General features: G+C 65.1%; 20 protein-coding genes. 17 read left to right on the top strand and 3 right to left on the bottom strand.

Annotation, left to right across the window (positions count from 1 at the left end; genetic code table 11):
• Window positions 1–103: 103 nt before the first annotated feature.
• The 7 genes from leuS (at window position 104) to U5798_RS26610 (ending at window position 8311) form a co-directional block, all read left to right on the top strand.
• A complete protein-coding gene (gene leuS, locus U5798_RS26640; protein WP_124455379.1) occupies window positions 104–2698 on the top strand; it encodes a leucine--tRNA ligase in 2595 nt (864 codons plus the stop codon).
• A gap of 38 nt (window positions 2699–2736) precedes the next feature.
• The gene (gene lptE, locus U5798_RS26635) at window positions 2737–3288 is read left to right on the top strand and encodes an LPS assembly lipoprotein LptE (RefSeq protein WP_322083753.1); all 552 of its coding nucleotides are present in this window, start codon (window positions 2737–2739) and stop codon (window positions 3286–3288) included.
• Between the two features lie 18 nt (window positions 3289–3306).
• Window positions 3307–4401: a DNA polymerase III subunit delta gene (holA, locus tag U5798_RS26630; RefSeq protein ID WP_124455381.1), complete on the top strand. Its 1095-nt coding sequence runs from the start codon at window positions 3307–3309 to the stop codon at window positions 4399–4401.
• A gap of 167 nt (window positions 4402–4568) precedes the next feature.
• Window positions 4569–5840, top strand: coding sequence for a glutamate-5-semialdehyde dehydrogenase (locus tag U5798_RS26625; protein ID WP_322083752.1), 1272 nt, complete (start codon window positions 4569–4571; stop codon window positions 5838–5840).
• Window positions 5841–5861: 21 nt separating this feature from the next.
• Window positions 5862–7259, top strand: coding sequence for an AAA family ATPase (locus U5798_RS26620; protein WP_322083751.1), 1398 nt, complete (start codon window positions 5862–5864; stop codon window positions 7257–7259).
• Complete coding sequence (locus tag U5798_RS26615; RefSeq protein ID WP_124455384.1) at window positions 7256–7885, top strand: hypothetical protein; 630 nt, start codon at window positions 7256–7258, stop codon at window positions 7883–7885. Before U5798_RS26620 ends, U5798_RS26615 begins: the two co-directional genes overlap by 4 nt.
• Window positions 7886–7888: 3 nt before the next feature.
• Entirely contained in the window at window positions 7889–8311 is a 423-nt protein-coding gene (locus tag U5798_RS26610) for a CopD family protein (RefSeq protein ID WP_014898091.1), read from the top strand.
• A 94-nt stretch (window positions 8312–8405) separates the two neighbouring features.
• On the opposite strand, the gene U5798_RS26605 is transcribed toward U5798_RS26610, so the two are convergent.
• On the bottom strand, window positions 8406–9254 hold the full coding sequence (locus U5798_RS26605; protein ID WP_059535300.1) for a MurR/RpiR family transcriptional regulator: 849 nt from the start codon (window positions 9252–9254) through the stop codon (window positions 8406–8408).
• 294 nt (window positions 9255–9548) lie between these two features.
• On the opposite strand from U5798_RS26605, the gene edd reads away from it, so the two are divergent.
• The 4 genes from edd (at window position 9549) to U5798_RS26585 (ending at window position 14148) form a co-directional block, all read left to right on the top strand.
• Window positions 9549–11405 carry a phosphogluconate dehydratase gene (gene edd / locus U5798_RS26600; protein WP_322083750.1) on the top strand — a complete coding sequence of 619 codons (1857 nt, stop codon included), beginning with the start codon at window positions 9549–9551 and terminating at the stop codon, window positions 11403–11405.
• 19 nt (window positions 11406–11424) lie between these two features.
• Complete coding sequence (gene eda, locus U5798_RS26595; protein WP_124455386.1) at window positions 11425–12051, top strand: bifunctional 4-hydroxy-2-oxoglutarate aldolase/2-dehydro-3-deoxy-phosphogluconate aldolase; 627 nt, start codon at window positions 11425–11427, stop codon at window positions 12049–12051.
• Between the two features lie 218 nt (window positions 12052–12269).
• Window positions 12270–13631 (top strand): GntP family permease, encoded by a 1362-nt coding sequence (locus U5798_RS26590; RefSeq protein ID WP_124455387.1) that lies wholly within the window; start codon window positions 12270–12272, stop codon window positions 13629–13631.
• Between the two features lie 13 nt (window positions 13632–13644).
• Window positions 13645–14148, top strand: a complete 504-nt coding sequence (locus tag U5798_RS26585; RefSeq protein WP_322083749.1) for a gluconokinase — start codon at window positions 13645–13647, stop codon at window positions 14146–14148.
• A 73-nt stretch (window positions 14149–14221) separates the two neighbouring features.
• Here U5798_RS26585 and U5798_RS26580 read toward each other — a convergent pair whose 3' ends face one another.
• Complete coding sequence (locus tag U5798_RS26580) at window positions 14222–14869, bottom strand: TetR/AcrR family transcriptional regulator (RefSeq protein WP_322083748.1); 648 nt, start codon at window positions 14867–14869, stop codon at window positions 14222–14224.
• Window positions 14870–15146: 277 nt separating this feature from the next.
• Between U5798_RS26580 and U5798_RS26575 the strand changes: the two genes are divergently transcribed.
• Window positions 15147–16568 (top strand): FAD-dependent oxidoreductase, encoded by a 1422-nt coding sequence (locus U5798_RS26575; protein ID WP_322083747.1) that lies wholly within the window; start codon window positions 15147–15149, stop codon window positions 16566–16568.
• A 76-nt stretch (window positions 16569–16644) separates the two neighbouring features.
• On the opposite strand, the gene purB is transcribed toward U5798_RS26575, so the two are convergent.
• Entirely contained in the window at window positions 16645–18033 is a 1389-nt protein-coding gene (gene purB, locus U5798_RS26570; RefSeq protein WP_124455391.1) for an adenylosuccinate lyase, read from the bottom strand.
• A gap of 251 nt (window positions 18034–18284) precedes the next feature.
• On the opposite strand from purB, the gene U5798_RS26565 reads away from it, so the two are divergent.
• The 5 genes from U5798_RS26565 to gltK all read left to right on the top strand — a co-directional run bounded on the left by U5798_RS26565 (window position 18285) and on the right by gltK (window position 23436).
• Window positions 18285–19238, top strand: coding sequence for a LysR substrate-binding domain-containing protein (locus U5798_RS26565; RefSeq protein WP_124455392.1), 954 nt, complete (start codon window positions 18285–18287; stop codon window positions 19236–19238).
• Between the two features lie 282 nt (window positions 19239–19520).
• Window positions 19521–20807 (top strand): Glu/Leu/Phe/Val family dehydrogenase, encoded by a 1287-nt coding sequence (locus tag U5798_RS26560; protein WP_124455393.1) that lies wholly within the window; start codon window positions 19521–19523, stop codon window positions 20805–20807.
• 233 nt (window positions 20808–21040) lie between these two features.
• Window positions 21041–21934, top strand: a complete 894-nt coding sequence (locus U5798_RS26555; protein WP_185658228.1) for a glutamate/aspartate ABC transporter substrate-binding protein — start codon at window positions 21041–21043, stop codon at window positions 21932–21934.
• Between the two features lie 84 nt (window positions 21935–22018).
• Window positions 22019–22759, top strand: a complete 741-nt coding sequence (locus U5798_RS26550) for an amino acid ABC transporter permease (RefSeq protein ID WP_027788374.1) — start codon at window positions 22019–22021, stop codon at window positions 22757–22759.
• Window positions 22759–23436: a glutamate/aspartate ABC transporter permease GltK gene (gltK, locus tag U5798_RS26545; RefSeq protein ID WP_006483854.1), complete on the top strand. Its 678-nt coding sequence runs from the start codon at window positions 22759–22761 to the stop codon at window positions 23434–23436. The genes U5798_RS26550 and gltK overlap by 1 nt, the downstream gene beginning before the upstream one ends.
• The last annotated feature ends 70 nt before the right edge of the window (window positions 23437–23506 follow it).

Raw genomic sequence — 23506 nt, 5'->3', positions numbered from 1 at the left:
GCCCGGAAGCAGCCCGCCTGTTCCTGCGGCGGGCAAGCACGCCTTTCGATCCACTTCTGCGCGCGAGCCGTCGCGCCGCTTAAAGCCTAGCCCGAACCACACCATGCACGAAAGATACGTACCCGCCGACGTCGAAGCCGCCGCCCAGGGCGACTGGCGCGCAGCCGATGCCTACAAGACGCAGGAAGATTCGCAGAAGCCGAAGTTCTACTGCGTGTCGATGCTGCCTTACCCGTCCGGCAAGCTGCACATGGGTCACGTGCGGAACTACACGATCAACGACGTGATGTACCGCTATCTGCGGATGAACGGCTACAACACGCTGATGCCGATGGGCTGGGACGCGTTCGGGATGCCGGCCGAAAACGCCGCGATGGCGAACGGCGTGCCGCCCGCGAAGTGGACCTACGACAACATCGACTACATGAAGGGCCAGATGCAGTCGATGGGCCTCGCGATCGACTGGTCGCGCGAGATCGCGACGTGCAAGCCCGACTACTACAAGTGGAACCAGTGGCTGTTCCTGAAGATGCTCGAGAAGGGCATCGCGTACAAGAAGACGGGCACCGTGAACTGGGACCCGGTCGACCAGACCGTGCTCGCGAACGAGCAGGTGATCGACGGCCGCGGCTGGCGCTCGGGCGCGCTCGTCGAAAAGCGCGAGATCCCGATGTACTACCTGCGGATCACGCAGTACGCCGATGAGCTGCTGAACGACCTCGACGGCCTCGGCTGGCCCGAGCGCGTGAAGATCATGCAGCAGAACTGGATCGGCAAGAGCTTCGGCGTGAACTTCGGCTTCCCGTACGAACTCGACGGCGAGCAGGCGCTGCTGCGCGTGTTCACGACGCGCGCCGACACGATCATGGGCGTCACGTTCTGCGCGATCGCGGCCGAGCACCCGCTCGCCACGCGCCTCGCGCAGGGCAAGCCGGAACTGCAGGCGTTCATCGACGAATGCAAGCGCGGCGGCGTCGCCGAAGCCGACGTCGCGACGATGGAGAAGAAGGGCGTCGCGACGGGCTTCTCGGTCAAGCACCCGCTCACCGGCGAGCCGGTCGAGGTGTGGATCGGCAACTACGTGCTGATGAGCTATGGCGAAGGCGCGGTGATGGGCGTGCCGGGCCACGACGAGCGCGATTTCGCGTTCGCGAAGAAGTACGGCCTGCCGATCAAGCAGGTGATCTCGGCCGAAGGCCAGGCGTACTCGCTCGACGCATGGCAGGAGTGGTACGGCGACAAGGAAACCGCGGTCTGCGTGAACAGCGGCAAGTACGACGGCCTGCGCTACGCGGAAGCGGTCGATGCGGTCGCGGCCGACCTGAACGCCGGCGGCTTCGGCGACAAGCAGGTCACGTGGCGCCTGCGCGACTGGGGCGTATCGCGCCAGCGCTACTGGGGCACGCCGATCCCGATCATCCACTGCCCGTCGTGCGGCGACGTGCCGGTGCCGGAGCAGGACCTGCCGGTCGTGCTGCCGGAAGACCTCGTGCCGGACGGCTCGGGCAACCCGCTCGCGAAGTCGGAAGCGTTCCTGAACTGTTCGTGCCCGAAGTGCGGCGCGGCCGCGAAGCGCGAAACCGACACGATGGACACGTTCGTCGATTCGTCGTGGTACTTCTCGCGCTACACGGCGCCGGACGCCGACACGATGGTCGACGCGCGCACCGATTACTGGATGCCGATGGACCAGTACATCGGCGGCATCGAGCACGCGATCCTGCACCTGCTGTATTCGCGCTTCTGGACCAAGGTGATGCGCGACCTCGGCCTCGTGAAGTTCGGCGAGCCGGCGAAGAACCTGCTCACGCAGGGGATGGTGCTGAACGAGACGTTCTACCGCGAAGACGCATCGGGCAAGAAGACCTGGTACAACCCGGCCGACGTGACGGTCACGCACGACGACAAGGGCCGCCCGGTCGGCGCGACGCTGAACGCGGACGGCGAGCCGGTCGTGCTCGGCGGCATCGAGAAGATGTCGAAGTCGAAGAACAACGGGGTCGATCCGCAGGTGCTGATCGACCTGTACGGCGCCGATACCGCGCGCCTGTTCGTGATGTTCGCCGCGCCGCCCGAGCAGCAGCTCGAGTGGTCGGGCTCGGGCGTCGAAGGCGCGAGCCGCTTCCTGCGCCGCGTGTGGAGCTTCGGCTACGGCAACCGCGAAGCGCTCGCCGCCCGTGCGGGCTTCGATGCAGCCGCGCTCGGCGAAGCCGACAAGGCGCTGCGCCGCGAGATCTACAGCGTGCTGAAGCAGGCCGATTTCGACTACCAGCGCCTGCAGTACAACACGGTCGTGTCGGCCACGATGAAGATGCTGAACGCGATCGACGGCGCGAAGGGCGCGACGCCCGGCGTGCTGCGCGAAGCGTACGGCGTGCTGCTGCGCGTGCTGTACCCGGTCGTGCCGCACGTCACGTTCGAGCTGTGGAAGGCACTCGGCTATGCTGACGAATTCGGCCCGCTGCTCGACGCGCCGTGGCCGAAGGTCGACGAGGCCGCGCTCGAGCAGGCCGAGATCGAACTCGTGCTGCAGGTGAACGGCAAGGTGCGCGGCGCGCTGAAGGTCGCGAAGGACGCGAGCCGCGAGGCGATCGAAGCCGCGGCAGTGGCCGACGAGGCATTCGCGAAGTTCAGCGACGGCAAGCCGGCGAAGAAGATCGTCGTCGTGCCGGGCCGCCTCGTGAACATCGTCGTCTGACGGCCGCCGGCCATCGGACGTACCCAGAAGGAGCGAAGGTGATCCGCAGATCGTTTTTGATGCTCGTCGGCAGCGCGGTCGCGCTGTCGGCATGCGGCTTCCAGTTGCGCGGCCAGCAGGACTACGCGTTCAAGCACCTGCTGGTGGCCGGCGCGCCGGCGCCCGTCGAGGCGCGCCTCGTGCGCCTCGTCGAGGCCGGCAGCGACACGAAGATCGTCAAGTCGGCGGACGACGCCGACGCCGTGCTTCGCATGTGGGAGTCGCGTGGCCAGAACACGCTGACGCTCAACAAGTACGGCTCGGCGCAGGAATACGCACTGTTCTATACGCTGAACTACACGCTGACGAGCAAGGACGGCACCGTGCTGATCCCGCCGAGCGCGATCGCGCTGAACCGCGCGATGACGTACAGCGACCAGTACACGAACGCGAAGGCGCAGGAAGCCGACATCCTGTACGGCGACATGCAGAACGATGCGGTCGACCAGCTGATGCGGCGTCTCGCGATCGTCCACTCGCTGACGCCGGCGCCGGAGGACGTGGTGCCGGGCGTGGCGCCGCGCGCGCCGCTGCCGCCGCCGCCGCTCTGATCGACGGCGCACGTAGCGATGCAATTGCGACTTGATGCGCTGGAGCCGCACCTCGCGAAGGGGTTGGCCGGGCTCTATACCGTCTTCGGCGACGAGCCGCTGCTCGCGCAGGAAGCGTGCGACCGCATTCGTGCGGCCGCGCGCGCGGCCGGCTTCACCGAGCGTTCGGTGCATACGGTCGAGCGCGGTTTCGACTGGAGCGTGCTGCTCGGCGCGACCCAGGCGATGTCGCTGTTCGGCGAGCGTCAGCTGATCGAGCTGCGCATTCCGTCGGGCAAGCCCGGCAAGGAAGGCGCCGATGCGCTGAAGACGCTCGCGGCCACGCCCAATCCCGACGCGCTGATGCTCGTCACGTTGCCGCGTCTCGATGCGGCCACGCAGAAATCCGCGTGGTTTACCGCGCTGCAGAACGGCGGCGTCGCGCTGAAGATCGATCCGGTCGACCGCGCGCAACTGCCGAACTGGATCGGCCAGCGTCTCGCGATGCAGGGCCAGCGTGCCGCACCCGGCGACGACGGGCGGCGTGCGCTGCAGTTCATCGCCGAGCGCGTCGAGGGCAACCTGCTCGCCGCGCACCAGGAAATCCAGAAGCTCGGGCTGCTGTATCCGCAAGGCGCGCTGTCGTTCGAGCAGGTGCACGACGCGGTGCTGAACGTCGCGCGCTACGACGTCTTCAAGCTGAACGAAGCGATGCTCGCCGGCGACGCCGCGCGGCTCGCGCGGATGATCGACGGGCTGAAGGGCGAGGGCGAGGCGATCGTGCTCGTGATGTGGGCCGTCGTCGAGGAATTGCGCACGTTGCTGCGGATCAAGCGCGGCGCGACGGCCGGCAAGCCGCTGGCGACGCTGCTGCGCGAGAACCGCGTGTGGGGGCCGCGCGAGCGGCTGATCGGCCCCGCGCTGAACCGCGTGTCGGAAGGCGTGCTCGAGAAGGCGCTCGCGTTCGCCGCGAAGCTCGACCGGCAGGTCAAGGGGCTCACGGCCGTCGCGCCGGGCCGCCGCACGCAGGACGAACCACCGCCCGATCCGTGGGACGGGCTGTTCCAGCTCGCGATGACGGTCGCGGGCGCGCGCGGCGAGCGACCGCCGACCGCGGGTCGCGTGCGACGCTAAGTCCCGTCGGGGCCTCCAGCGCGCGCTGCGCAACCCGCTTACAATGTTTTGATTGCTGGCGCGGCCTCCCGGCCGCTGCTTCGCCGGATGGCCGTCCCGCCGATGGCCATGCCACGCTTCCCCACGAATTCATGCCGCCCCGCGCGGCTCGCTTCTCGAGTCACACGATGGATATCGATCAGTACATGACCGACCTGGGCCGTCGCGCCCGGCACGCTTCCCGCGCGATGGCGCGCGCCAGCACGGCCGCGAAGAACGCGGCGCTCGACGCGGTGGCCCGCGCGATCGAACGCGACGCGCAGGTGCTGAAGGACGCAAACGCGCGTGACGTCGCCCGCGCCCGTGAAAAGGGGCTCGATGCAGCGTTCGTCGACCGCCTGACGCTGTCGGACAAGGCGCTGAAGACGATGGTCGAAGGGCTGCGCCAGGTCGCGTCGCTGGCCGATCCGATCGGCGAGATCGGCAACCTCAAGTACCGCCCGAGCGGGATCCAGGTCGGCCAGATGCGCGTGCCGCTCGGCGTGATCGGCATCATCTACGAATCGCGCCCGAACGTGACGATCGACGCGGCCGCGCTGTGCCTGAAGTCGGGCAACGCGACGATTCTGCGCGGCGGCTCCGAAGCGCTCGAATCGAATGCGGCGCTCGCGAAGCTGATCGGCGAAGGGCTCGAGGCGGCCGGGCTGCCGCAGGAGGCGGTGCAGGTCGTCGCGACGGCCGATCGCGCGGCGGTCGGCAAGCTGATCACGATGACCGAATACGTCGACGTGATCGTGCCGCGCGGCGGCAAGAGCCTGATCGAGCGCCTGATCAACGAGGCACGCGTGCCGATGATCAAGCACCTCGACGGCATCTGCCACGTGTACGTCGACGATCGCGCCGATCTCGCCAAGGCGCTGACCGTCTGCGACAACGCGAAGACGCATCGCTACGGCACCTGCAACACGATGGAGACGCTGCTCGTGTCGAGCGGCATCGCGGCCGCGCTGCTGCCGCCGCTCGGCAAGCTGTATCGCGACAAGCAGGTCGAGCTGCGCGTCGACGCGGCTGCGCGCGCGGTCCTCGCCGATGCGGGCGTCGGCCCGCTCGTCGATGCGACCGAGGAAGACTGGCACACCGAATATCTCGCGCCGGTGCTCGCGATCAAGGTCGTCGACGGGCTCGACGCCGCGATCGAGCACATCAACCATTACGGCTCGCATCACACCGATGCGATCGTCACCGAGGATCACGACCGCGCGATGCGTTTCCTGCGCGAAGTCGATTCGGCGAGCGTGATGGTCAACGCGTCGACGCGCTTCGCGGACGGTTTCGAATTCGGCCTCGGCGCGGAAATCGGCATCTCGAACGACAAGCTGCACGCACGCGGCCCCGTCGGCCTGGAAGGGCTGACGTCGCTGAAGTATGTCGTGCTCGGGCACGGCGAAGGCCGTCAATAAAGCACTTTCTAAGGATCTGGGATGCTTACTAAGTTGCGAGTCAAAGGATTTAAGAGCCTCAACGATATAACCGTTAACTTTGGTCCGTTCACTTGCGTTGCAGGGGTCAACGGGGCTGGGAAATCCAATCTTTTTGATGCGATAGTTTTTCTGCGTGATTTGGCTGATATGCCAATAATAGCCGCGGCGAATCGTGTTAGAGATAGGGATGGAAAGCGCTTTGGGTCGGTAGGCTCAATTTTTACGCGCTACAAGGATGGTAGTGCGAGCCAAATGGAGTTGGAGGCGGAATTTTTAATTCCAAATGCTGTGGTTGACGATTTCGGACGCCATGGGGCACCTCGCGTAACGCACCTGCGATATCGGATCGTTCTCGGGTACGTGCTGGATGAGACATCGGGAAGCGAGCGTATTTTTTTGCTCGATGAATCGCTTAAATATATTCCGAAGCGTGATTTCAGACGCGGTCTTTTCCCTCACTCGGATGCGTTCTGGGATACGGTTAAGGGGGGAACTAAGACGTCGGATTTCATATCGACGGACAGAGATGGTGAAGATGAACGTGTAATTGTAAACATTCACCAGGATTCCGGTAGTGGACGCCCGGAGCGGATTCCAGCTTTTGGTATGGAAAGAACGGCGTTGAGTGGAATTAATACGATTGATCGGCCAACCGCGTTGGCGGCTCGACGCGAAATGCGTTCGTGGGCACTTTTGCAACTTGAGCCGTCAGCTTTGCGTCGACCCGACGATTTCTCAACGCCGTCAGATATTCACGTCGCCCCGTCCGGCGCCCACATGCCGGCTACGCTTAAATCGCTGGATAAGGACGCAGAGGTCGCTAATCGACTTTCCGAACTGCTTCCAGACGTGGCAGAACTTTCCGTTGAGGTGGATGATAAGCGGGAATTGAAAACTCTCTATCTCACCAATAGAGACGGAATTCAGTACCCCGCGAAAGCGTTGTCGGATGGTACGCTCAGATTTTTGGCGCTAGCAATTATTCATGCGGATCCACGGGCGGGTGGTTTGATATGTCTGGAAGAACCGGAAAACGGAATTCATCCGTCGAGAGTGAGGGCGATGACGAGTTTGCTTAGAGATATGGCGGTTGATCCAAATAGTGCGATAGGTGAATATAATCCGCTTCGGCAGGTGATTATTAATACTCACTCTCCTTTGGTTGTTCAGGAGTTGTTGGCGGATGATCTTGTTGTTTGCCAACAGTATAGGTATAAGGGGGCTACTTTTAGCACGTTTGGATTTTTGGCAAAAACTTGGCGTGCTGATATGTCGAGTGAGAAACCAACATCATTAAGCACTTTGTTGGCGTATCTCAATGCGGATGAGGCCGGAGTAGAGCGAGGATCGGCAACGGTTGGGACGCTGTTGCGGGAGCAGTTGGAACTCTTTCATTGATCGAGGGGATCGTGCAATTTGTTCGTTACACGCTCCTCGCAGACGGGAGCTCTGATTCGGCACTACTGCCAATTATCCAATGGGTAATTGAGCAAAATTTTCCCAGTCTTGCGACGATGCCAGAATTTGCGCGAAATGGAATTCCGGCTCCTTCCGAGGGGCTCCGGAGGCGAGTTGATGCAGCATTAGGGCTCTATGCCTGTGACGTTCTCTTCGTGCATCGAGATGCTGAACGAGATGATCCTGATGATCGACGAACGGAACTCACCGACGAGTTGGGCGATCTTGAGACAGCGTGGATACCCGTTATTCCTGTCCGTATGACGGAGGCTTGGTTACTGGGTGATGAGCCGGCGATTAGGAAGGCGGCAGAGAATCCAAATGGGAGAGTCCAACTCGCGATTCCTCCTCGAGCCAAATGGGAAGCACTTCCAGACCCGAAGAGAGAGTTATTCCGGCTGCTTCATTTGGCAGCAGACCGGCCAGCGAGGCGCGCGATTAACGAAGGGCAATGTCGCAGCCGAGTTGCGGCCCTTACTGCCGATTTTTCGCATCTACGTGCGCTTCGGTCATTTCAAGTATTTGAGGCGGATGTTACTCGTGTATTCGGCGCATTTGAGGATTGAACAATGGCAATGCTCTGGGTCAAGACGTTCCATATCGTTCTGATCGCCGCGTGGTTCGCGGGGCTCTTCTACCTGCCGCGCATCTACGTGAACCTGGCCATGGAGACCGATCCGGCCGCGGTACGGCGCCTGCTGCTGATGGCGCGCAAGCTGTTCCGCTTCATGACGATGATCGCGGTGCCGGCGCTCGCCTGCGGGCTGTGGCTCTGGCTCGTGATCGGCATCGGGCAGGGGCAGGGCTGGATCCATGCGAAGGTGACGGTCGTGCTGCTGCTCGTCATCTACCACGCGTACTGCGGGCACCTGCTGCGCGTGTTCGAGCGCGGCGAGAACCGCCGCACCGACAAGTGGTATCGCGTGTTCAACGAGCTGCCGGTGCTCGGCATGCTCGTGGCCGTCGCGCTGGTCGTGATCAAGCCGTTCTGAACGGCGCGGCCGGCGAATACGTCGCCGTCGAATCATGCACAACGGCGCCCCTCGGGGCGCCGTTGTTACGTTTACGCGCGGCGTTCCGCGACGGCTATTCCTTCGTCGGATCGTCGATCCGGCGGCGCGTGATCGCTTCCTTCGCACGGCCGACCCGTTCCATCAGCGCGGGGCCGCGCGACAGCGCGACGCCGACCGCGAGGATGTCGCCGATCGCGAGATGCGACATCCGCGACGTCATCGGCGAGAACACGTCCGTTTCCTCTGCGACGTTCGACGCAAGGCTCACGGTTGCGAGCTTCGCGAGCGGCGAATGGCTCTGCGTGATCGCGACGACTTTCGCGCCGCATGCGAGCGCGGAGCGTGCGGCGTCGACGATGTCGCGCGTGCGGCCGGTGTTCGAGATCGCGACGACGACGTCGTGCGGCCCGAGCAGCGCCGACGACATCGAGAAGGTGTGCGGATCCGAGTACGCGACGCTCGGCACGCCGAGCCGGAAGAACTTGTGCTGGATGTCCTGCGCGGCGATGCCCGAGCCGCCGGCGCCGTAGAACTCGATCCGCGACGCGTTCGACAGCAGCGCGATCGCCTCGGCGACGCTGCCGGCAGACAGGCTGTTGCGCACTTCGATCAGTGCGCCGATCGTGCGGTCGAACACCTTGCCGATGATGCCGGGCGCCGGTTCGTCGGGCTCGACGTCGCGGTAGACCGACGACACGCCCGGCGCGACGCTCTGCGCGAGCCGGATCTTGAATTCGCGAAAGCCGCTGCAGCCGAGCGCCTGGCAGAAGCGTGCGATGGTCGGCTGGCTGACGCCCGCGCGCGTCGACAGCTCGGTCATCGCGAGGTCGAGCACCTCGCGCGGCGCGGCGAGGATGTAGTCGGCGAGCTTGCGCTCGGAGGGGCGCAGGTCGGCGCGGATCGCTTCAATGCGAGGCAGCATGGGACGGCATGTGGAAATCGGGTTCGGATGAGCGAGTGTATCGCAATCGAATTGTAGAAAATCTACAAGAAAATACTAGCGCCATCGTCGCGCTTTCGATGTGGTTGCGACACGCGTAATTAGGGTTTTCACTAGTTAATGCCTTGCTGGTAGCGGGAATAAGGGTTGCGTGTCGTTCGATCCACATTGCGTGCTTGTAGTTTTTCTACTAGACTGGCTTCGTTCGATCGACGAAGCTCGACCGTCCCCACGATTCCAACCGCCGGTGTCGGCCGGCATACAGGAGCGCCCAGCATGACGTCGCTGCACCCCACTCTGGCGAAGGTCACCGAACGCGTGATCGCCCGCAGCCAATCGACCCGTTCCGCCTATCTGCAGCGCATCGACGGCGCGCAGGGCAAGTTCCCGGCACGCGGCGCGCTGTCGTGTGCGAACCTCGCGCACGGCTTCGCGGGCCTCGAAGGCAACGACAAGTTCTCGATCAAGGCGATCCGCGAGCCGAACATCGGCATCGTGTCCTCGTACAACGAGATGCTGTCCGCGCATGCGCCGTACAAGGATTTCCCCGAGATCATCAAGGCCGCCGCGCGCGAGAACGGCGGCGTCGCCCAGTTCGCGGGCGGCGTGCCGGCGATGTGCGACGGCGTCACGCAGGGCAACCCGGGGATGGAGCTGTCGCTGTTCTCGCGCGAAGCGATCGCGATGGGCACGGCGATCGCGCTCACTCACAACATGTTCGACGCGGCGCTCTGCCTCGGCATCTGCGACAAGATCGTGCCGGGCCTCCTGATCGGCGCGCTGCAGTTCGGCCACCTGCCGACGATCTTCGTGCCGGCCGGCCCGATGACGAGCGGCCTGTCGAACGACGACAAGGCGAAGATCCGCCAGCAGTTCGCGACCGGCCAGGTCGGCCGCGACGCGCTGCTCGAAGCCGAATCGGCCGCGTATCACGGCCACGGCACCTGCACGTTCTACGGCACCGCGAACAGCAACCAGATGCTGATGGAGCTGATGGGGCTGCACCTGCCGGGCTCGGCATTCGTTCATCCGCACACGCCGCTGCGCACTGCGCTGACGGCCGAGGCCGCGCGCCGCGTGCTCGACCTGACCGTCGAGCGCGGCCACTACACGCCGATCGGCCATGTGATCGACGAGAAGGCGATCGTCAACGGGATCGTCGCGCTGCTCGCGACGGGCGGCTCGACCAACCATACGCTGCACCTCGTCGCGATCGCCCGCGCGGCCGGCATCCTGATCGACTGGAACGACTTCGACGAGCTGTCGGCCGTCGTGCCGCTGCTCGCGAAGATCTACCCGAACGGCAAGGCCGACGTGAACCATTTCCATGCGGCGGGCGGCGTCGCGTTCCTGGTGCGCAACCTGCTCGAAGGCGGGCTGCTGCACGAGGACGTGACGACGGTCGCCGGCAAGGGGCTCACGCACTACACGAAGGAGCCGAAGCTGATCGACGGCAAGCTGACGTGGGTCGACGGCGCGGCCGAGAGCTACGACACGAAGGTGCTGCGCGGCATTCGCGACCCGTTCCAGCCGGACGGCGGCCTGCGCCTGATGCAGGGCCGGCTCGGCCGCGGCGTGATCAAGATCTCGGCGGTCGCGCCCGAGCACCGCAAGGTGACGGCGCCGGCGATCGTGTTCGACTCGCAGGAAGCCGTGCAGGAAGCGTTCGATCGTGGCGAGCTGAAGCGCGATTTCGTCGCGGTCGTGCGCTTCCAGGGCGCGCGTGCGAACGGGATGCCCGAGCTGCACCGTTTGACGCCGCTGCTCGGCGTGCTGCAGGATCAGGGCTTCCATGTCGCGCTGGTTACCGACGGCCGCATGTCGGGCGCGTCGGGCAAGGTGCCGGCCGTGATCCACGTATCGCCGGAAGCGCTGCTGGCCGGCCCGCTCGGCAAGGTGAAGACGGGCGATACGCTCGTGATCGACGCGGAAGCCGGCGTGCTCGACATCGAGGTCGACGACGCCGAGTGGCGTGCGCGCCCGGTCGCGCAGCCGCAGCACCAGGCCGAGAACGAGGTCGGGTTCGGGCGCGAACTGTTCGGCGTGTTCCGCGCGGCCGCAGCGCCGGCCGAGCAGGGCGCATCGGTTTTCGGGACGCTGGTCGGCGAAACGGCCGCCCACGTCGCCGCATGAATTTCAAGGAGCCAATTCAATGAAGACGATTGCTGAAATCGTGAAGCTGGGCCCGGTCATTCCGGTGCTCGCGTTCGACTCGGTCGAGCAGGGTGAAAACGTGTCGCGCGCGTTGCACGCGGGCGGCGTGAAGGTGCTCGAGATCACGCTGCGCACGCCGGCCGGCCTGGAGGCGATCCAGCGCGCGAGCCAGCTCGCGGACGACATCGTCGTCGGCGTCGGCACGATCACGAAGCCCGAGCACTGCGCGCAGGCGAAGCGCGCGGGCGCCACGTTCGGCGTGTCGCCGGGCCTGACGAAGGAACTGCACCTCGCGGCGCTCGACGCGGGCCTGCCGCTGCTGCCGGGCGTGATGACGCCGAGCGACATCATCCAGGCACTCGAATTCGGCTACGAGATCGTGAAGTTCTTCCCCGCGCAGCAGGCGGGCGGCGTGCCGATGCTGCAGGCGTTCCACGGCCCGTTCCCGGCGCTGAAGTTCTGCCCGACCGGCGGCATCACGGTCGACACCGCGCCGAATTTCCTGAAACTGCCGAACGTCGTGTGCGTCGGCGGCTCGTGGCTCACGCCGAAGGCCGCGCTCGCCGCGCAGGACTGGGCCGAAGTCACGCGCCTCGCGCAAGCCGCGAGCCAGTTGCCCCGTTAATACTTGTATGAAATGAAGAATCGACCCTCGGGAACAAGCGTTAGTGCTTGTTTTTCCGAGGGTTTTTGCTGATGGAACCGGTTCTATCCGCAGGCCGCAAAGATAAGTAAAATTCAGCGTCCTGACGGGGTGGGTACCCCCCGTGTTTCGGAGACCTGCATAGCCGGGCATACTCGCTACAACTCGCCCGGTTCGAACAATTCTAGGAGGAGTGCCACATGGGGGCTGTCCAAGGCAGCATGCTGCTCGTATTCACGCTGATCGCGATTGCCGCGCTGATCCTGATGATCGCGCGCTTCAAGATCTACCCGTTCCTGGTGCTGATCATCGTGTCGCTCGGCCTCGGTCTCGTCGTCGGCATGCCGATGGACAAGATCGTCAAGTCGTTCGAGACGGGCACCGGCGGCACGCTCGGCCACATCGCGATCGTCGTCGGCCTCGGCACGATGCTCGGCAAGATGATGGCCGAATCGGGCGGCGCCGAACGGATCGCGACCACGCTGATCGACTGGTTCGGTGAAAAGAACATCCACTGGGCGATGATGTTCGTCGCGATCATCGTCGGCCTGCCGGTGTTCTTCGAAGTCGGCTTCGTGCTGCTGATCCCGATCGCATTCAACGTCGCGAAGCGCACCGGCAAGTCGCTGCTCGTCGTCGGCCTGCCGATGGTGGCCGGCCTGTCCGTCGTGCACGGCCTGATCCCGCCGCACCCGGCCGCGCTGCTGGCCGTCCAGCAATACGGCGCCGATATCGGCAAGACGATCGCGTTCGGCCTGCTCGTCGGCGTGCCGACCGCGATCATCGCGGGCCCGCTGTTCGCGCTGACGATCTCGAAGTTCGTGAAGCTGCCGGAAAACAACCCGCTCGCCGCGCAGTTCGTCGATTCGCGTGCGGATGGCAGCAAGCGCGAACTGCCGAGCTTCGGCATCACGCTGTTCACGATCCTGCTGCCCGTCGTGCTGATGCTCGTCGGCAGCTGGGCCGACCTGGTGTTCACGCCGAAGTCGCTGCCGAACAACCTGCTGCGCTTCGCCGGCAACTCGGACGTCGCGCTGCTGATCGCCGTGCTCGTGAGCTTCTTCACGTTCGGCAAGCTGCAGGGTTTCAACCGCGACCAGATCCAGAAGTTCTGCAGCGAGTGCCTGGCGCCGATCGCCGGGATCACGCTGATCGTCGGCGCGGGCGGCGGCTTCGGCGGCGTCCTGCGCGACAGCGGGATCTCGCAGCAGATCGTCGAGACCGCGAAGCACGCGCACCTGTCGCCGCTGCTGCTCGGCTGGTTCGTCGCGGCGCTGATGCGTCTCGCGACGGGTTCGGCGACGGTCGCGATGACGACGGCCTGCGGCATCGTCGCGCCGATCGCGGCGGCGTCGGGCGCGGCGGTTCGGCCGGAGCTGCTGGTGCTCGCGACGGGCTCGGGCTCGCTGATCTTCTCGCACGTGAACGACGGCGGCTTCTGGCTGATCAAGGAATATTTCGGGATGACGGTCGGCCAGACGTTCAAGACCTGGTCGTTGCTCGAAACCATCATTTCAGTGCTTGGTCTGGGCTTTACGCTGCTGCTGAGCGTGGTTTTGTAACAAGGGGTAGTCAATGATTCTGATCGCAATGGGCGTGTCGGGCGCAGGCAAGTCGCTGATCGGCGAAATGCTGGCGGAACGCCTGTCGTGCAGCTATACCGATGGCGACGCGTTTCACAGCGCGGCGAACAAGGAGAAGATGCACAACGGCATTCCGCTGACCGACGACGACCGCTGGCCGTGGCTGCGCACGATCCGCGCGGCCATCGAGGAAAAGCAGCGTGCCGGCGAAACGGCCGTGTTCACGTGCTCGTCGCTGAAGCGGTCGTACCGCGACGTGCTGCGCGGCACCGACACCGACGTGCGGTTCGTGTATCTGAAGGGTTCGTTCGAGGTGTTGCACGAGCGCCTGAAGAGCCGCACCGGCCATTTCTTCGATCCGTCGCTGCTGAAGAGCCAGCTCGACACGCTCGAGGAGCCGGGCCCGGACGAAGCGATCGAGGTCAGCATCGAGCTGACGCCCGAGCAGATCGTCGATCAGGTCATGCTGAAGATCGGCACCGCGCAGCAGCACTGAGCGCGGCTCGCGGCAATCGTCATGAAGAAGGCGCCCCTCGGGGCGCCTTTTTCGTTGGCGGGAACCCAGCCGGTCAGGCCGCGTGCACGCGTTGCGCGATGCCGTCGAGCAGCACGTCGAGCATCGTGTCGTGCACGGCCGCCGGGTCGAGCTGCGCATAGAGCGGCGCGGCCGATCGGACGAGCGGATGCTCGGTGTCGGACAGTGCGTTCATCTCCGCGAGCTCGACGTCGTTCGCGGCACGCGTGAGGCCGCCGGCTTCGGCGGCGGCCAGGCCGATCACGCTTGCATACCAGCCGACGCACACCGACGGCAGCGCCGCGCGCGGGATGCCGGCGTCGGTCAGCGCGCGATGCACGGCCTCGATATGCGCTAGATCGGCCGGCCCGGTACTCATGTGCCGTTGCAGCAGAGCGAACGCGGCAGGGTAGCGCAGCGCGAGTGCGCGGTACTGGCGCGCGAGGTCGCGCAGCCGCTCGCGCCATGGCAGTGAAGGATCGACCGGCACGAGCGAGCGCGACAGCGCGTTCGCGATCGCGCGGCTCAGGCCGTCCTTCGACTTGAAGTGGTACAGCACGCTCATCGGGTCGCAGCCGACCGACTGCGCGAGCTTGCGCACGCTGAACGCGGCTTCGCCGACGTCTTCGAGCAGCGCGAGCGCGGCCGCGACGATCGCGTCCTTGTCGAGGCCGCGCGGGCCCTGGGCAGGTTTGTCTTTCATCGAGGCGGGCCGGCATGCCGGCGCGGCGCCGGCTGTAAACTTGACGAAAGCTTATTCTACACTGTAGAATTATTTCTGCGGTGTAGAAATTGGGTGTCCCGGCACCTTTCAATGCGTGCTTTCGCACGGTCCGGGATCCAGGCAGACACGAGCGTGCCTGCCGTCAACACGGGCCATCGCGCCCTTTATCTCGTTGACACCCAAGTGGAACCGGCTGCCCCACCCGCGAAGCCTCACGGCTCTTCGACAGGCGGCCCAAGACCATGCAAGTGCAATCATGACTTCCAACAACAAACCCCTGATCCAGGGCGAATCGCGTTTCGAACCCACGCAACTGAATATCGAGCAGGACAACTGGAACTGGTGCGACCCGGCCCGCTACGACGGCGAGCGTCCGGCCAACTGGTACGAGGCGTCGCTGTCGCGCCACGCGAACGGCGCGCCGCTTGCGCACGACGCCGTGTGCGACGTGCTCGTAATCGGTGCGGGGCTGCTCGGCGCATCGGCCGCGCTGCATCTCGCGGAAGCGGGCGTCGACACGATCCTCGTCGACAAGCATCACGTCGGCTCGGCTGCGTCCGGCCGCAACGGCGGGCAACTGACGCCCGGCCTCGCGCGCTGGGAAGCGGCCGACATGATCGACCACCTGTCGCACGACGACGCGAAGCGGCTGTGGCGCTTCGCGTCGACCGAATCGATGGACCTGATCGATGCGATCGGCGCGCGCTACGCGCTCGAGCTCGACCGCAAGCGCGGCCACGTCACGGCGGCCGTTCACCCGGGCCACATGAGCGCGCTGCTCGACGGCGCGGATGCGCGCCGCCATCTCGGCGACGCGGGCGTGACGCTCGTCGGCCGCCATCAGTTGCACGACGAATACGTGCGCTCGGGGCTTTATCACGGCGCGGCGATCGACGCGCTCGGCGGCCAGATCCATCCGCTCGCGCTGGTGCGCGGCCTCGTGCACGGCTTCCGGCTGAACGGCGGCGCGCTGTTCGAGGGCACCGAGGTGCTCGAACTCGACGAGACGCCGGCGGGCGTCGTCGCGACGACGCCGGGCGGCACGATCACCGCGCGCAAGGGCGTCGTGCTGGCGTTGCACAACACGACGTTCCGGCTGCTCGACGACGGCACGGCGACCACGGTGCCGTTCTTCACGTACGTGAGCGTGACGGCGCCGCTCGACGTCGATGTCGCGACGCTGATGCCGGCCGGCATGCCCGTGTACGACACGCAGTTCCAGATCGACTACTACCGGCCGGTGCGCGGCAACCGGCTGCTGTTCGGCGGGCAGGGTACCGGCAGCTGCTGGGCGCAGCCCGACGTCAACGCGTACCTGCTGACGCGGCTGAACACGGTGTTTCCGCAGGCCGACGGCTGCTTCGCGCTCGACTACTGCTGGAGCGGCGTCAGCGATTTCACGCTGAACGGCGCCACCGACAGCCGCAAGACCGACGGCCGCGTGCCGATGTACATGGTGCAGGGCTGGAGCGGCCACGGCGTCGCGCAGACGGTGCGGATCGGCAAGGCGATCTGCGACGATTTCGTCGGTCGCAACGACGATTTCTCGATGCTCACGGGCATCGATCACCGCGCGATTCCGCTCGGCCGGCAGTTGTCGCCGATCGCGATTCCCGCCGCGAAGGCCGCGATGAGCGTGATGAGCGCGCTCAACCCGGGCCGGATGATTTCGTTCTGACCGGCTGAGGCAGGCAACAAAAAGCCCGATGCGATCGCTCGCATCGGGCTTTTTTTACGTGCTGGGACGGCGGTGCTTACGCGATCCGCTTCGCGAGTTCGACGGCCTTGCCGATGTACGACGCGGGCGTCATCGCGAGCAGGAGATCCTTCGCGTCCTGCGGGATCGCGAGCGTGCCGACGAATTCCTGCAGCGCTTCGCGCGTGATGCCCTTGCCGCGCGTCAGTTCCTTCAGCTGCTCGTACGGGTTCTCGATGCCGTAGCGGCGCATCACCGTCTGCACCGGCTCGGCCAGCACTTCCCAGCAGTTGTCGAGATCTTCGTTCAGGCGCTGCGGGTTCACTTCGAGCTTGTCGAGGCCGCGGATCAGCGAATCGTACGCGAGCAGCGAGTAGCCGAGCGCGACGCCCATGTTGCGCAGCACCGTCGAGTCGGTCAGGTCGCGCTGCCAGCGCGACACCGGCAGCTTGTCAGCGAGGTGGCGCAGCGTCGCGTTCGCGAGGCCGAGGTTGCCTTCCGAGTTCTCGAAGTCGATCGGATTGACCTTGTGCGGCATCGTCGACGAGCCGATTTCGCCGGCCTTCGTCTTCTGCTTGAAGTAGCCGACCGAGATGTAGCCCCACACGTCGCGGTCGAGGTCGAGCAGGATCGTGTTCGCGCGTGCGACGGCGTCGAACAGCTCGGCCATGTAGTCGTGCGGCTCGATCTGGATCGTGTACGGGTTGAACGTGAGCTTCAGGCGGTTTTCGATCACGTCGCGCGAGAACGCTTCCCAGTCAAATTCCGGATACGCGGACAGGTGCGCGTTGAAGTTGCCGACCGCGCCGTTCATCTTGCCGAGGATCTCGACCTTCTCGATGCGCGTGATCGCACGGGCGAGACGCGCGGCGACGTTCGCGAGTTCCTTGCCGAGCGTCGTCGGGCTGGCCGGCTGGCCGTGCGTGCGCGACAGCATCGGCTGCTCGGCGTGCGCGTGCGCGAGCGCGACGAGGCGCTGGTAGACCGTGCGCAGCGCCGGCAGGATCACGTGTTCGCGCGCGCCGGCGAGCATCATCCCGTGCGACGTGTTGTTGATGTCCTCGGACGTGCACGCGAAGTGGATGAATTCGCTGGCCTTCTCGAGTTCGGCCTGGCCCTTCACGGATTCCTTCAGCCAGTATTCGACGGCCTTCACGTCGTGGTTCGTCACGCGCTCGATTTCCTTGATGCGGGCGGCATCGTGCGCGGTGAAGCGCTCGGCGAGCTGCAGCAGGAACTGCTCGGACGCATCGGAGAAGCGCGGGACTTCCGCGAAGCCGGCGCGCGACAGCGCGATCAGCCAGTGCACCTCGACGGTGACGCGGTGGCGCATGAAGGCGGCTTCGGAGAGCCAGTCGCGCAGCGCTTCGGTCTTGCTGGCGTAGCGGCCGTCGATGGGCGAGAGCGCGGTGAGGGCGAAAAGCGTATCGGGACGAGTGTCGGACATGATCGGGCGGGCCTTGGGGCCGGGTCGAGCGAGGGGGGAGAATCCGGCATTTTACCATTGGCGCGCGGCGATCCCGACCGAACCGGTCCGGCCGTGGCCGCCACGGGCGAGCGAGGCTCGGGCGGCGCGCGAATGGCGTGCCGGCGCTCGCCCGCGCAGGCGCGCCGGGCCGTGCGCGACGCCGCCCGCCGGGCCCGCCCGCCGGTAGAATGCAGGCTTCTTCCCGACCGCCGCCCGCCGCGCCCGCCTGCATGGAACTGAAATGGCTCGAAGACTTCGTCTCGCTCGCGGAAACGCGCAGCTTTAGCCGCTCCGCCGAACTGCGGCACGTGTCGCAGCCGGCGTTTTCGCGGCGGATCCAGGCGCTGGAAGCATGGCTCGCGACCGAACTGATCGACCGTTCGGTCTATCCGACGCGGCTCACGCAGGCCGGCCAGATCTTCTACGAGCAGGCGCTGACGATGCTGTCGCAGGCGCACGAGGCGCGCACGCTGCTGCGCGGCCACGTCGGCGCGCCGGTGCCGACGATCGAGTTCGCGGTGCCGCACACGCTGTCGCTCACATATTTCCCGCGCTGGCTGCAGCGGATCGAGGCGAAGATGGGCCAGGTCCACACGCGGCTGCGCGCGCTGAACGTGCACGACGCGGTGCTGTCGCTCGTCGAGGGCGGCTGCGATCTCGTGATGGGCTACCACCACCCGAGCCACCCCGTCGCGCTCGACCCGGCGCGCTACGACATGCTGATCCTCGGCAGCGAGCCGATCAGCCCGTTCTCGGCGCCCGGCCGCGCGGGCCGGCCGCGCTATACGCTGCCCGGCGCGGCCGATGCGCGCGTGCCGTACCTGTCGTATACGCCGAACGCGTATCTCGGCCGGATGACCGAAGTCATCATCGCGAACGCGCCGACGCGGCTGTTCCTCGATCGCGTCTACGAAACCGACATGGCCGAAGGGCTGAAGGCGATGGCGCTCGCGGGCCACGGCGTCGCGTTCCTGCCGCACAGCGCGGTCGAGGATGCGGTCGCGGGCGGCCGCCTGATCCGGCTCGACCGCTCGGTGCGCGGCGGCGCGCATCCGTTCACGCTGACAATGGAAATCCGGCTGTACTGCGACAAGCTCGCGCTGCAGGGCGACGATCCGCGCCAGAAGCTCGTGCGTGCGCTGTGGGACGTCGTGCGCGACGAGCTGCGCGACACCACGCATTAACCGCCGGCGGTTAATTTTCCGCGGCCGGTCGTGCGCGGCCGGCTGACGGCGCGCTTGCGGCGCCTGTCGGACGGCTGTCCGGTGGGCGGCCCGCGCGCATTCCATTCGATTTTTCGCCGACGCGATGCACGGCCGATCGCGGGCGTTCTTGCGCAAATCGACCGCAGATTTGCGAAAAATCGCGATCATGCAAGAAACGCATAATCGAATAAGCAAACGGCATTGGATAAAAAAAACGGGTTTTTCGACAATGTGCGCACTTCGTTGAACGTTGGAGCATCCATGTCTTCGCAACAGCAGTCCATCCCGTCCTACCTGCACGCCGACGATCTCGGCCCGTGGGGCAACTACCTCCAGCAGGTCGATCGCGTCGCGCCGTACCTCGGTTCGCTGTCGCGCTGGCTCGAAACGCTGAAGCGTCCGAAGCGCATCCTGATCGTCGACTGCCCCATCGAGCTCGACAACGGTACCGTCGCGCACTTCGAAGGCTATCGCGTGCAGCACAACGTGTCGCGCGGCCCGGGCAAGGGCGGCGTACGCTACCACCAGGACGTGACGCTGTCGGAAGTGATGGCGCTGTCGGCATGGATGTCCGTGAAGAACGCAGCAGTGAACGTGCCGTACGGCGGCGCGAAGGGCGGCATCCGCGTCGACCCGCGCAAGCTGTCGCGTGGTGAGCTCGAGCGCGTCACGCGCCGCTACACCAGCGAAATCGGCATCATCATCGGCCCGAACACCGACATTCCGGCACCGGACGTCAACACCAACGAACAGGTGATGGCGTGGATGATGGACACGTACTCGATGAACCAGGGCCAGACGTCGACCGGCGTCGTGACCGGCAAGCCGATCGCGCTCGGCGGTTCGCTCGGCCGCAAGGAAGCAACGGGCCGCGGCGTGTTCGTCGTCGGCTCCGAAGCGGCGAAGAAGAAGGGACTGGAAATCGAAGGCGCGCGCATCGCGGTGCAAGGCTTCGGCAACGTCGGCGGCATCGCGGCGAAGCTGTTCCAGGAAGCCGGTGCGAAGGTGATCGCGGTGCAGGATCACACGGGCACGATCTACCAGCCGGGCGGCCTCGATTCGAACAAGCTGCTCGACCACGTCGCCCGCACGGGCGGTGTCGCGGGCTTCGAAGGCGCGGAGCCGATGCCGAACGACGAGTTCTGGACGGTCGAGACCGACATCCTGATCCCGGCGGCACTGGAAAACCAGATCACCGAGAAGAACGCGGCGAAGATCCGCACGAAGATCATCGTCGAAGGCGCGAACGGCCCGACGACGACGGCGGCGGACGACATCCTGAGCGCGAACGGCGTGCTCGTGATCCCCGACGTGATCGCGAACGCGGGTGGCGTGACCGTGTCGTACTTCGAGTGGGTGCAGGATTTCTCGAGCTTCTTCTGGACGGAAGACGAGATCAACCACCGTCTCGAGCGCGTGATGCGCGAAGCGTTCGCCGGCGTGTGGGCGGTCGCGGAAGAGCACAAGGTGACGGTGCGTACGGCGGCGTTCATCGTCGCGTGCAAGCGCATCCTGATGGCGCGCGAAATGCGCGGCCTCTACCCCTAACCGGGCGTCCCTGATCATCGACGATGATCAATTCATGACGCAATCCATCCGATTGCGGAAATGAACCCTCGCGGGCGGTGCCGGATCCGGCATCGCCCGCGCGCGCATTCGGGGTGCCGGAAGCCGGGAGGACGGCTTCGTACAGGGCGATTCGTAGTGCGGTAAACAACCAGTACTTTCAAAAATATTACTTTGATACACTGGCGCGGGTTTTAGCCAAGGAGATGACCAAAATGAAATACCACAAGGCAGTCCTGATGGTCGCGGCGCTCTGCGCGTTCGCAAGCGGCGCGCATGCTCAGGAGACGGGCACGCTGAAGAAGATCAAGGACACGGGCGTGATCGCGCTGGGCCACCGCGAATCGTCGATTCCGTTCTCCTACTATGACCAGAACCAGCAGGTGGTCGGCTATTCGCGCGAGTTCCAGCTGAAGGTGGTCGACGCGGTGAAGAAGAAGCTGAGCCTGCCGAACCTGCAGGTGAAGAACATCCCCGTCACGTCGCAGAACCGCATCCCGCTGGTGCAGAACGGCACGGTCGACATCGAGTGCGGCTCGACGACCAACAATCTCGAGCGCCAGCAGCAGGCTGCATTCTCCGACACGATCTTCGTGATCGGCACGCGCCTGATGACGAAGAAGGATTCGGGCGTCAAGGATTTCGCCGACCTGAAGGGCAAGACGGTCGTGACGACTGCCGGCACGACGTCGGAGCGCCTGCTGCGCAAGATGAACAACGACAAGCAGCTCGGCATGAACATCATCAGCGCGAAGGATCACGGTGATTCCTTCAACACGCTGGAATCGGGCCGCGCGGTCGCGTTCATGATGGACGACGCGCTGCTCGCGGGCGAGCGCGCGAAGGCGAAGCAGCCGGGCGAATGGGTGATCGTCGGCACGCCGCAATCGGAAGAAGCCTACGGCTGCATGATGCGCAAGGGCGACGCCGACTTCAAGAAGGTCGTCGACGACGCGATCTCGCAAGTCGAGAAGTCGGGCGAAGCCGCGAAGATCTACGCGAAGTGGTTCGAGAACCCGATCCCGCCGAAGGGGCTGAACCTGAACTTCCCGCTGTCCGATTCGATGAAGAAGCTGTACGCGAACCCGAACGACAAGGCACTCGACTGACCACAAGGCCGTTGATGCAGAAATGACGCTAATGAGACGGAAGGAGCCACGCTTCTTCCGTCTCTTTTTGCTGGAGTCTTGCCCATGTCTTACCACTGGAACTGGGGCATCTTCCTGAGCCCCGTGTCGACCGGCGAGCCGACGACTTATTTCGGATGGCTGATGTCCGGCTTCTGGGTGACGATCGAAGTGTCGCTCGTCGCCTGGGTCATCGCGCTGATCGTCGGATCGCTGTTCGGCGTGCTGCGCACGGTGCCGAACAAATGGCTGTCCGCGATCGGCACCGTGTACGTGTCGATCTTCCGGAACATTCCGCTGATCGTGCAGTTCTTCGTCTGGTATCTCGTGATACCCGAGCTGCTGCCCGCATCGATCGGCACGTGGATCAAGCAGTTGCCGCCGACCACGCAGTTCTTCACCGCGTCGATCATCTGTCTCGGGCTGTTCACGGGCGCGCGCGTGTGCGAACAGGTGCGCTCGGGGATCAACGCGCTGCCGAAGGGCCAGCGCGCGGCCGGCCTCGCGATGGGTTTCACGCAATGGCAGACGTATCGCTACGTGCTGCTGCCCGTCGCCTACCGGATCATCGTGCCGCCGCTCACGTCGGAATTCCTGAACATCTTCAAGAACTCCGCCGTCGCGTCGACGATCGGCCTGCTCGACCTGTCCGCGCAGGCGCGCCAGCTCGTCGACTACACCGCGCAGACCTATGAGTCGTTCATCGCGGTCACGCTCGCGTACGTGATCATCAACCTCGTCGTGATGGCGTTCATGCGCTGGATCGAAGGCCGCACGCGGCTGCCCGGCTATATCGGAGGCAAGTGATGCATCAGTTCGACTGGAGTAGTATTCCCGGCGCGCTGCCGACGCTGTGGTCGGGGGCGGTCGTCACGTTCAAGATCACGCTGATCGCGATCGTGGTCGGGATCGTCTGGGGCACGCTGCTGGCGCTGCTGCGGCTGTCGGGCGTCAAGCCGCTCGCGTGGTTCGCGAAGGCGTACGTGACGGTGTTCCGCTCGATCCCGCTCGTGATGGTGCTGCTGTGGTTCTTCCTGATCGTGCCGCAGGTGCTGCAGGGCGTGCTCGGGCTGTCGCCGACGATCGACATCCGCCTCGCGTCGGCGATGGTCGCGTTCTCGCTGTTCGAAGCCGCGTATTATTCCGAGATCATCCGCGCCGGCATCCAGGCGGTGCCGCGCGGGCAGGTGAACGCCGCGTTCGCGCTCGGCATGAACTACGCGCAGGCGATGCGCCTCGTGATCCTGCCGCAGGCGTTCCGCGCGATGGTGCCGCTGCTGCTCACGCAGGCGATCGTCCTGTTCCAGGATACGTCGCTCGTGTACGTGATCAGTCTCGCGGACTTCTTCCGCACGGCGGCCAACATCGGCGATCGCGACGGCACGACCGTCGAGATGGTCCTGTTCGCCGGCGCATGCTATTTCGTGATTTGCTCGTTGGCGTCTGCTCTCGTCAAGGGTCTCCAGAAAAAGGTCACAAGATGATTTCCATCAAGAACGTTTCGAAGTGGTACGGCCAGTTTCAGGTCCTCACCGACTGCACGACCGAGGTCAA

The organism is Burkholderia sp. BCC1972, from assembly GCF_905339605.1.
Taxonomy (GTDB): Bacteria; Pseudomonadota; Gammaproteobacteria; order Burkholderiales; family Burkholderiaceae; genus Burkholderia.
This window is presented reverse-complemented; position numbering and strand designations above follow the sequence as displayed.

Coding starts and splice junctions, on each gene's coding strand:
- leuS (WP_124455379.1), top strand. CDS start 104: ATGCACGAAAGATACGTACCCGCCGACGTCGAAGCCGCCGCCCAGGGC.
- holA (WP_124455381.1), top strand. CDS start 3,307: ATGCAATTGCGACTTGATGCGCTGGAGCCGCACCTCGCGAAGGGGTTG.
- U5798_RS26625 (WP_322083752.1), top strand. CDS start 4,569: ATGGATATCGATCAGTACATGACCGACCTGGGCCGTCGCGCCCGGCAC.
- U5798_RS26620 (WP_322083751.1), top strand. CDS start 5,862: ATGCTTACTAAGTTGCGAGTCAAAGGATTTAAGAGCCTCAACGATATA.
- U5798_RS26610 (WP_014898091.1), top strand. CDS start 7,889: ATGGCAATGCTCTGGGTCAAGACGTTCCATATCGTTCTGATCGCCGCG.
- U5798_RS26605 (WP_059535300.1), bottom strand. CDS start 9,254: ATGCTGCCTCGCATTGAAGCGATCCGCGCCGACCTGCGCCCCTCCGAG.
- edd (WP_322083750.1), top strand. CDS start 9,549: ATGACGTCGCTGCACCCCACTCTGGCGAAGGTCACCGAACGCGTGATC.
- eda (WP_124455386.1), top strand. CDS start 11,425: ATGAAGACGATTGCTGAAATCGTGAAGCTGGGCCCGGTCATTCCGGTG.
- U5798_RS26590 (WP_124455387.1), top strand. CDS start 12,270: ATGGGGGCTGTCCAAGGCAGCATGCTGCTCGTATTCACGCTGATCGCG.
- U5798_RS26585 (WP_322083749.1), top strand. CDS start 13,645: ATGATTCTGATCGCAATGGGCGTGTCGGGCGCAGGCAAGTCGCTGATC.
- U5798_RS26580 (WP_322083748.1), bottom strand. CDS start 14,869: ATGAAAGACAAACCTGCCCAGGGCCCGCGCGGCCTCGACAAGGACGCG.
- U5798_RS26575 (WP_322083747.1), top strand. CDS start 15,147: ATGACTTCCAACAACAAACCCCTGATCCAGGGCGAATCGCGTTTCGAA.
- purB (WP_124455391.1), bottom strand. CDS start 18,033: ATGTCCGACACTCGTCCCGATACGCTTTTCGCCCTCACCGCGCTCTCG.
- U5798_RS26565 (WP_124455392.1), top strand. CDS start 18,285: ATGGAACTGAAATGGCTCGAAGACTTCGTCTCGCTCGCGGAAACGCGC.
- U5798_RS26560 (WP_124455393.1), top strand. CDS start 19,521: ATGTCTTCGCAACAGCAGTCCATCCCGTCCTACCTGCACGCCGACGAT.
- U5798_RS26555 (WP_185658228.1), top strand. CDS start 21,041: ATGAAATACCACAAGGCAGTCCTGATGGTCGCGGCGCTCTGCGCGTTC.
- U5798_RS26550 (WP_027788374.1), top strand. CDS start 22,019: ATGTCTTACCACTGGAACTGGGGCATCTTCCTGAGCCCCGTGTCGACC.
- gltK (WP_006483854.1), top strand. CDS start 22,759: ATGCATCAGTTCGACTGGAGTAGTATTCCCGGCGCGCTGCCGACGCTG.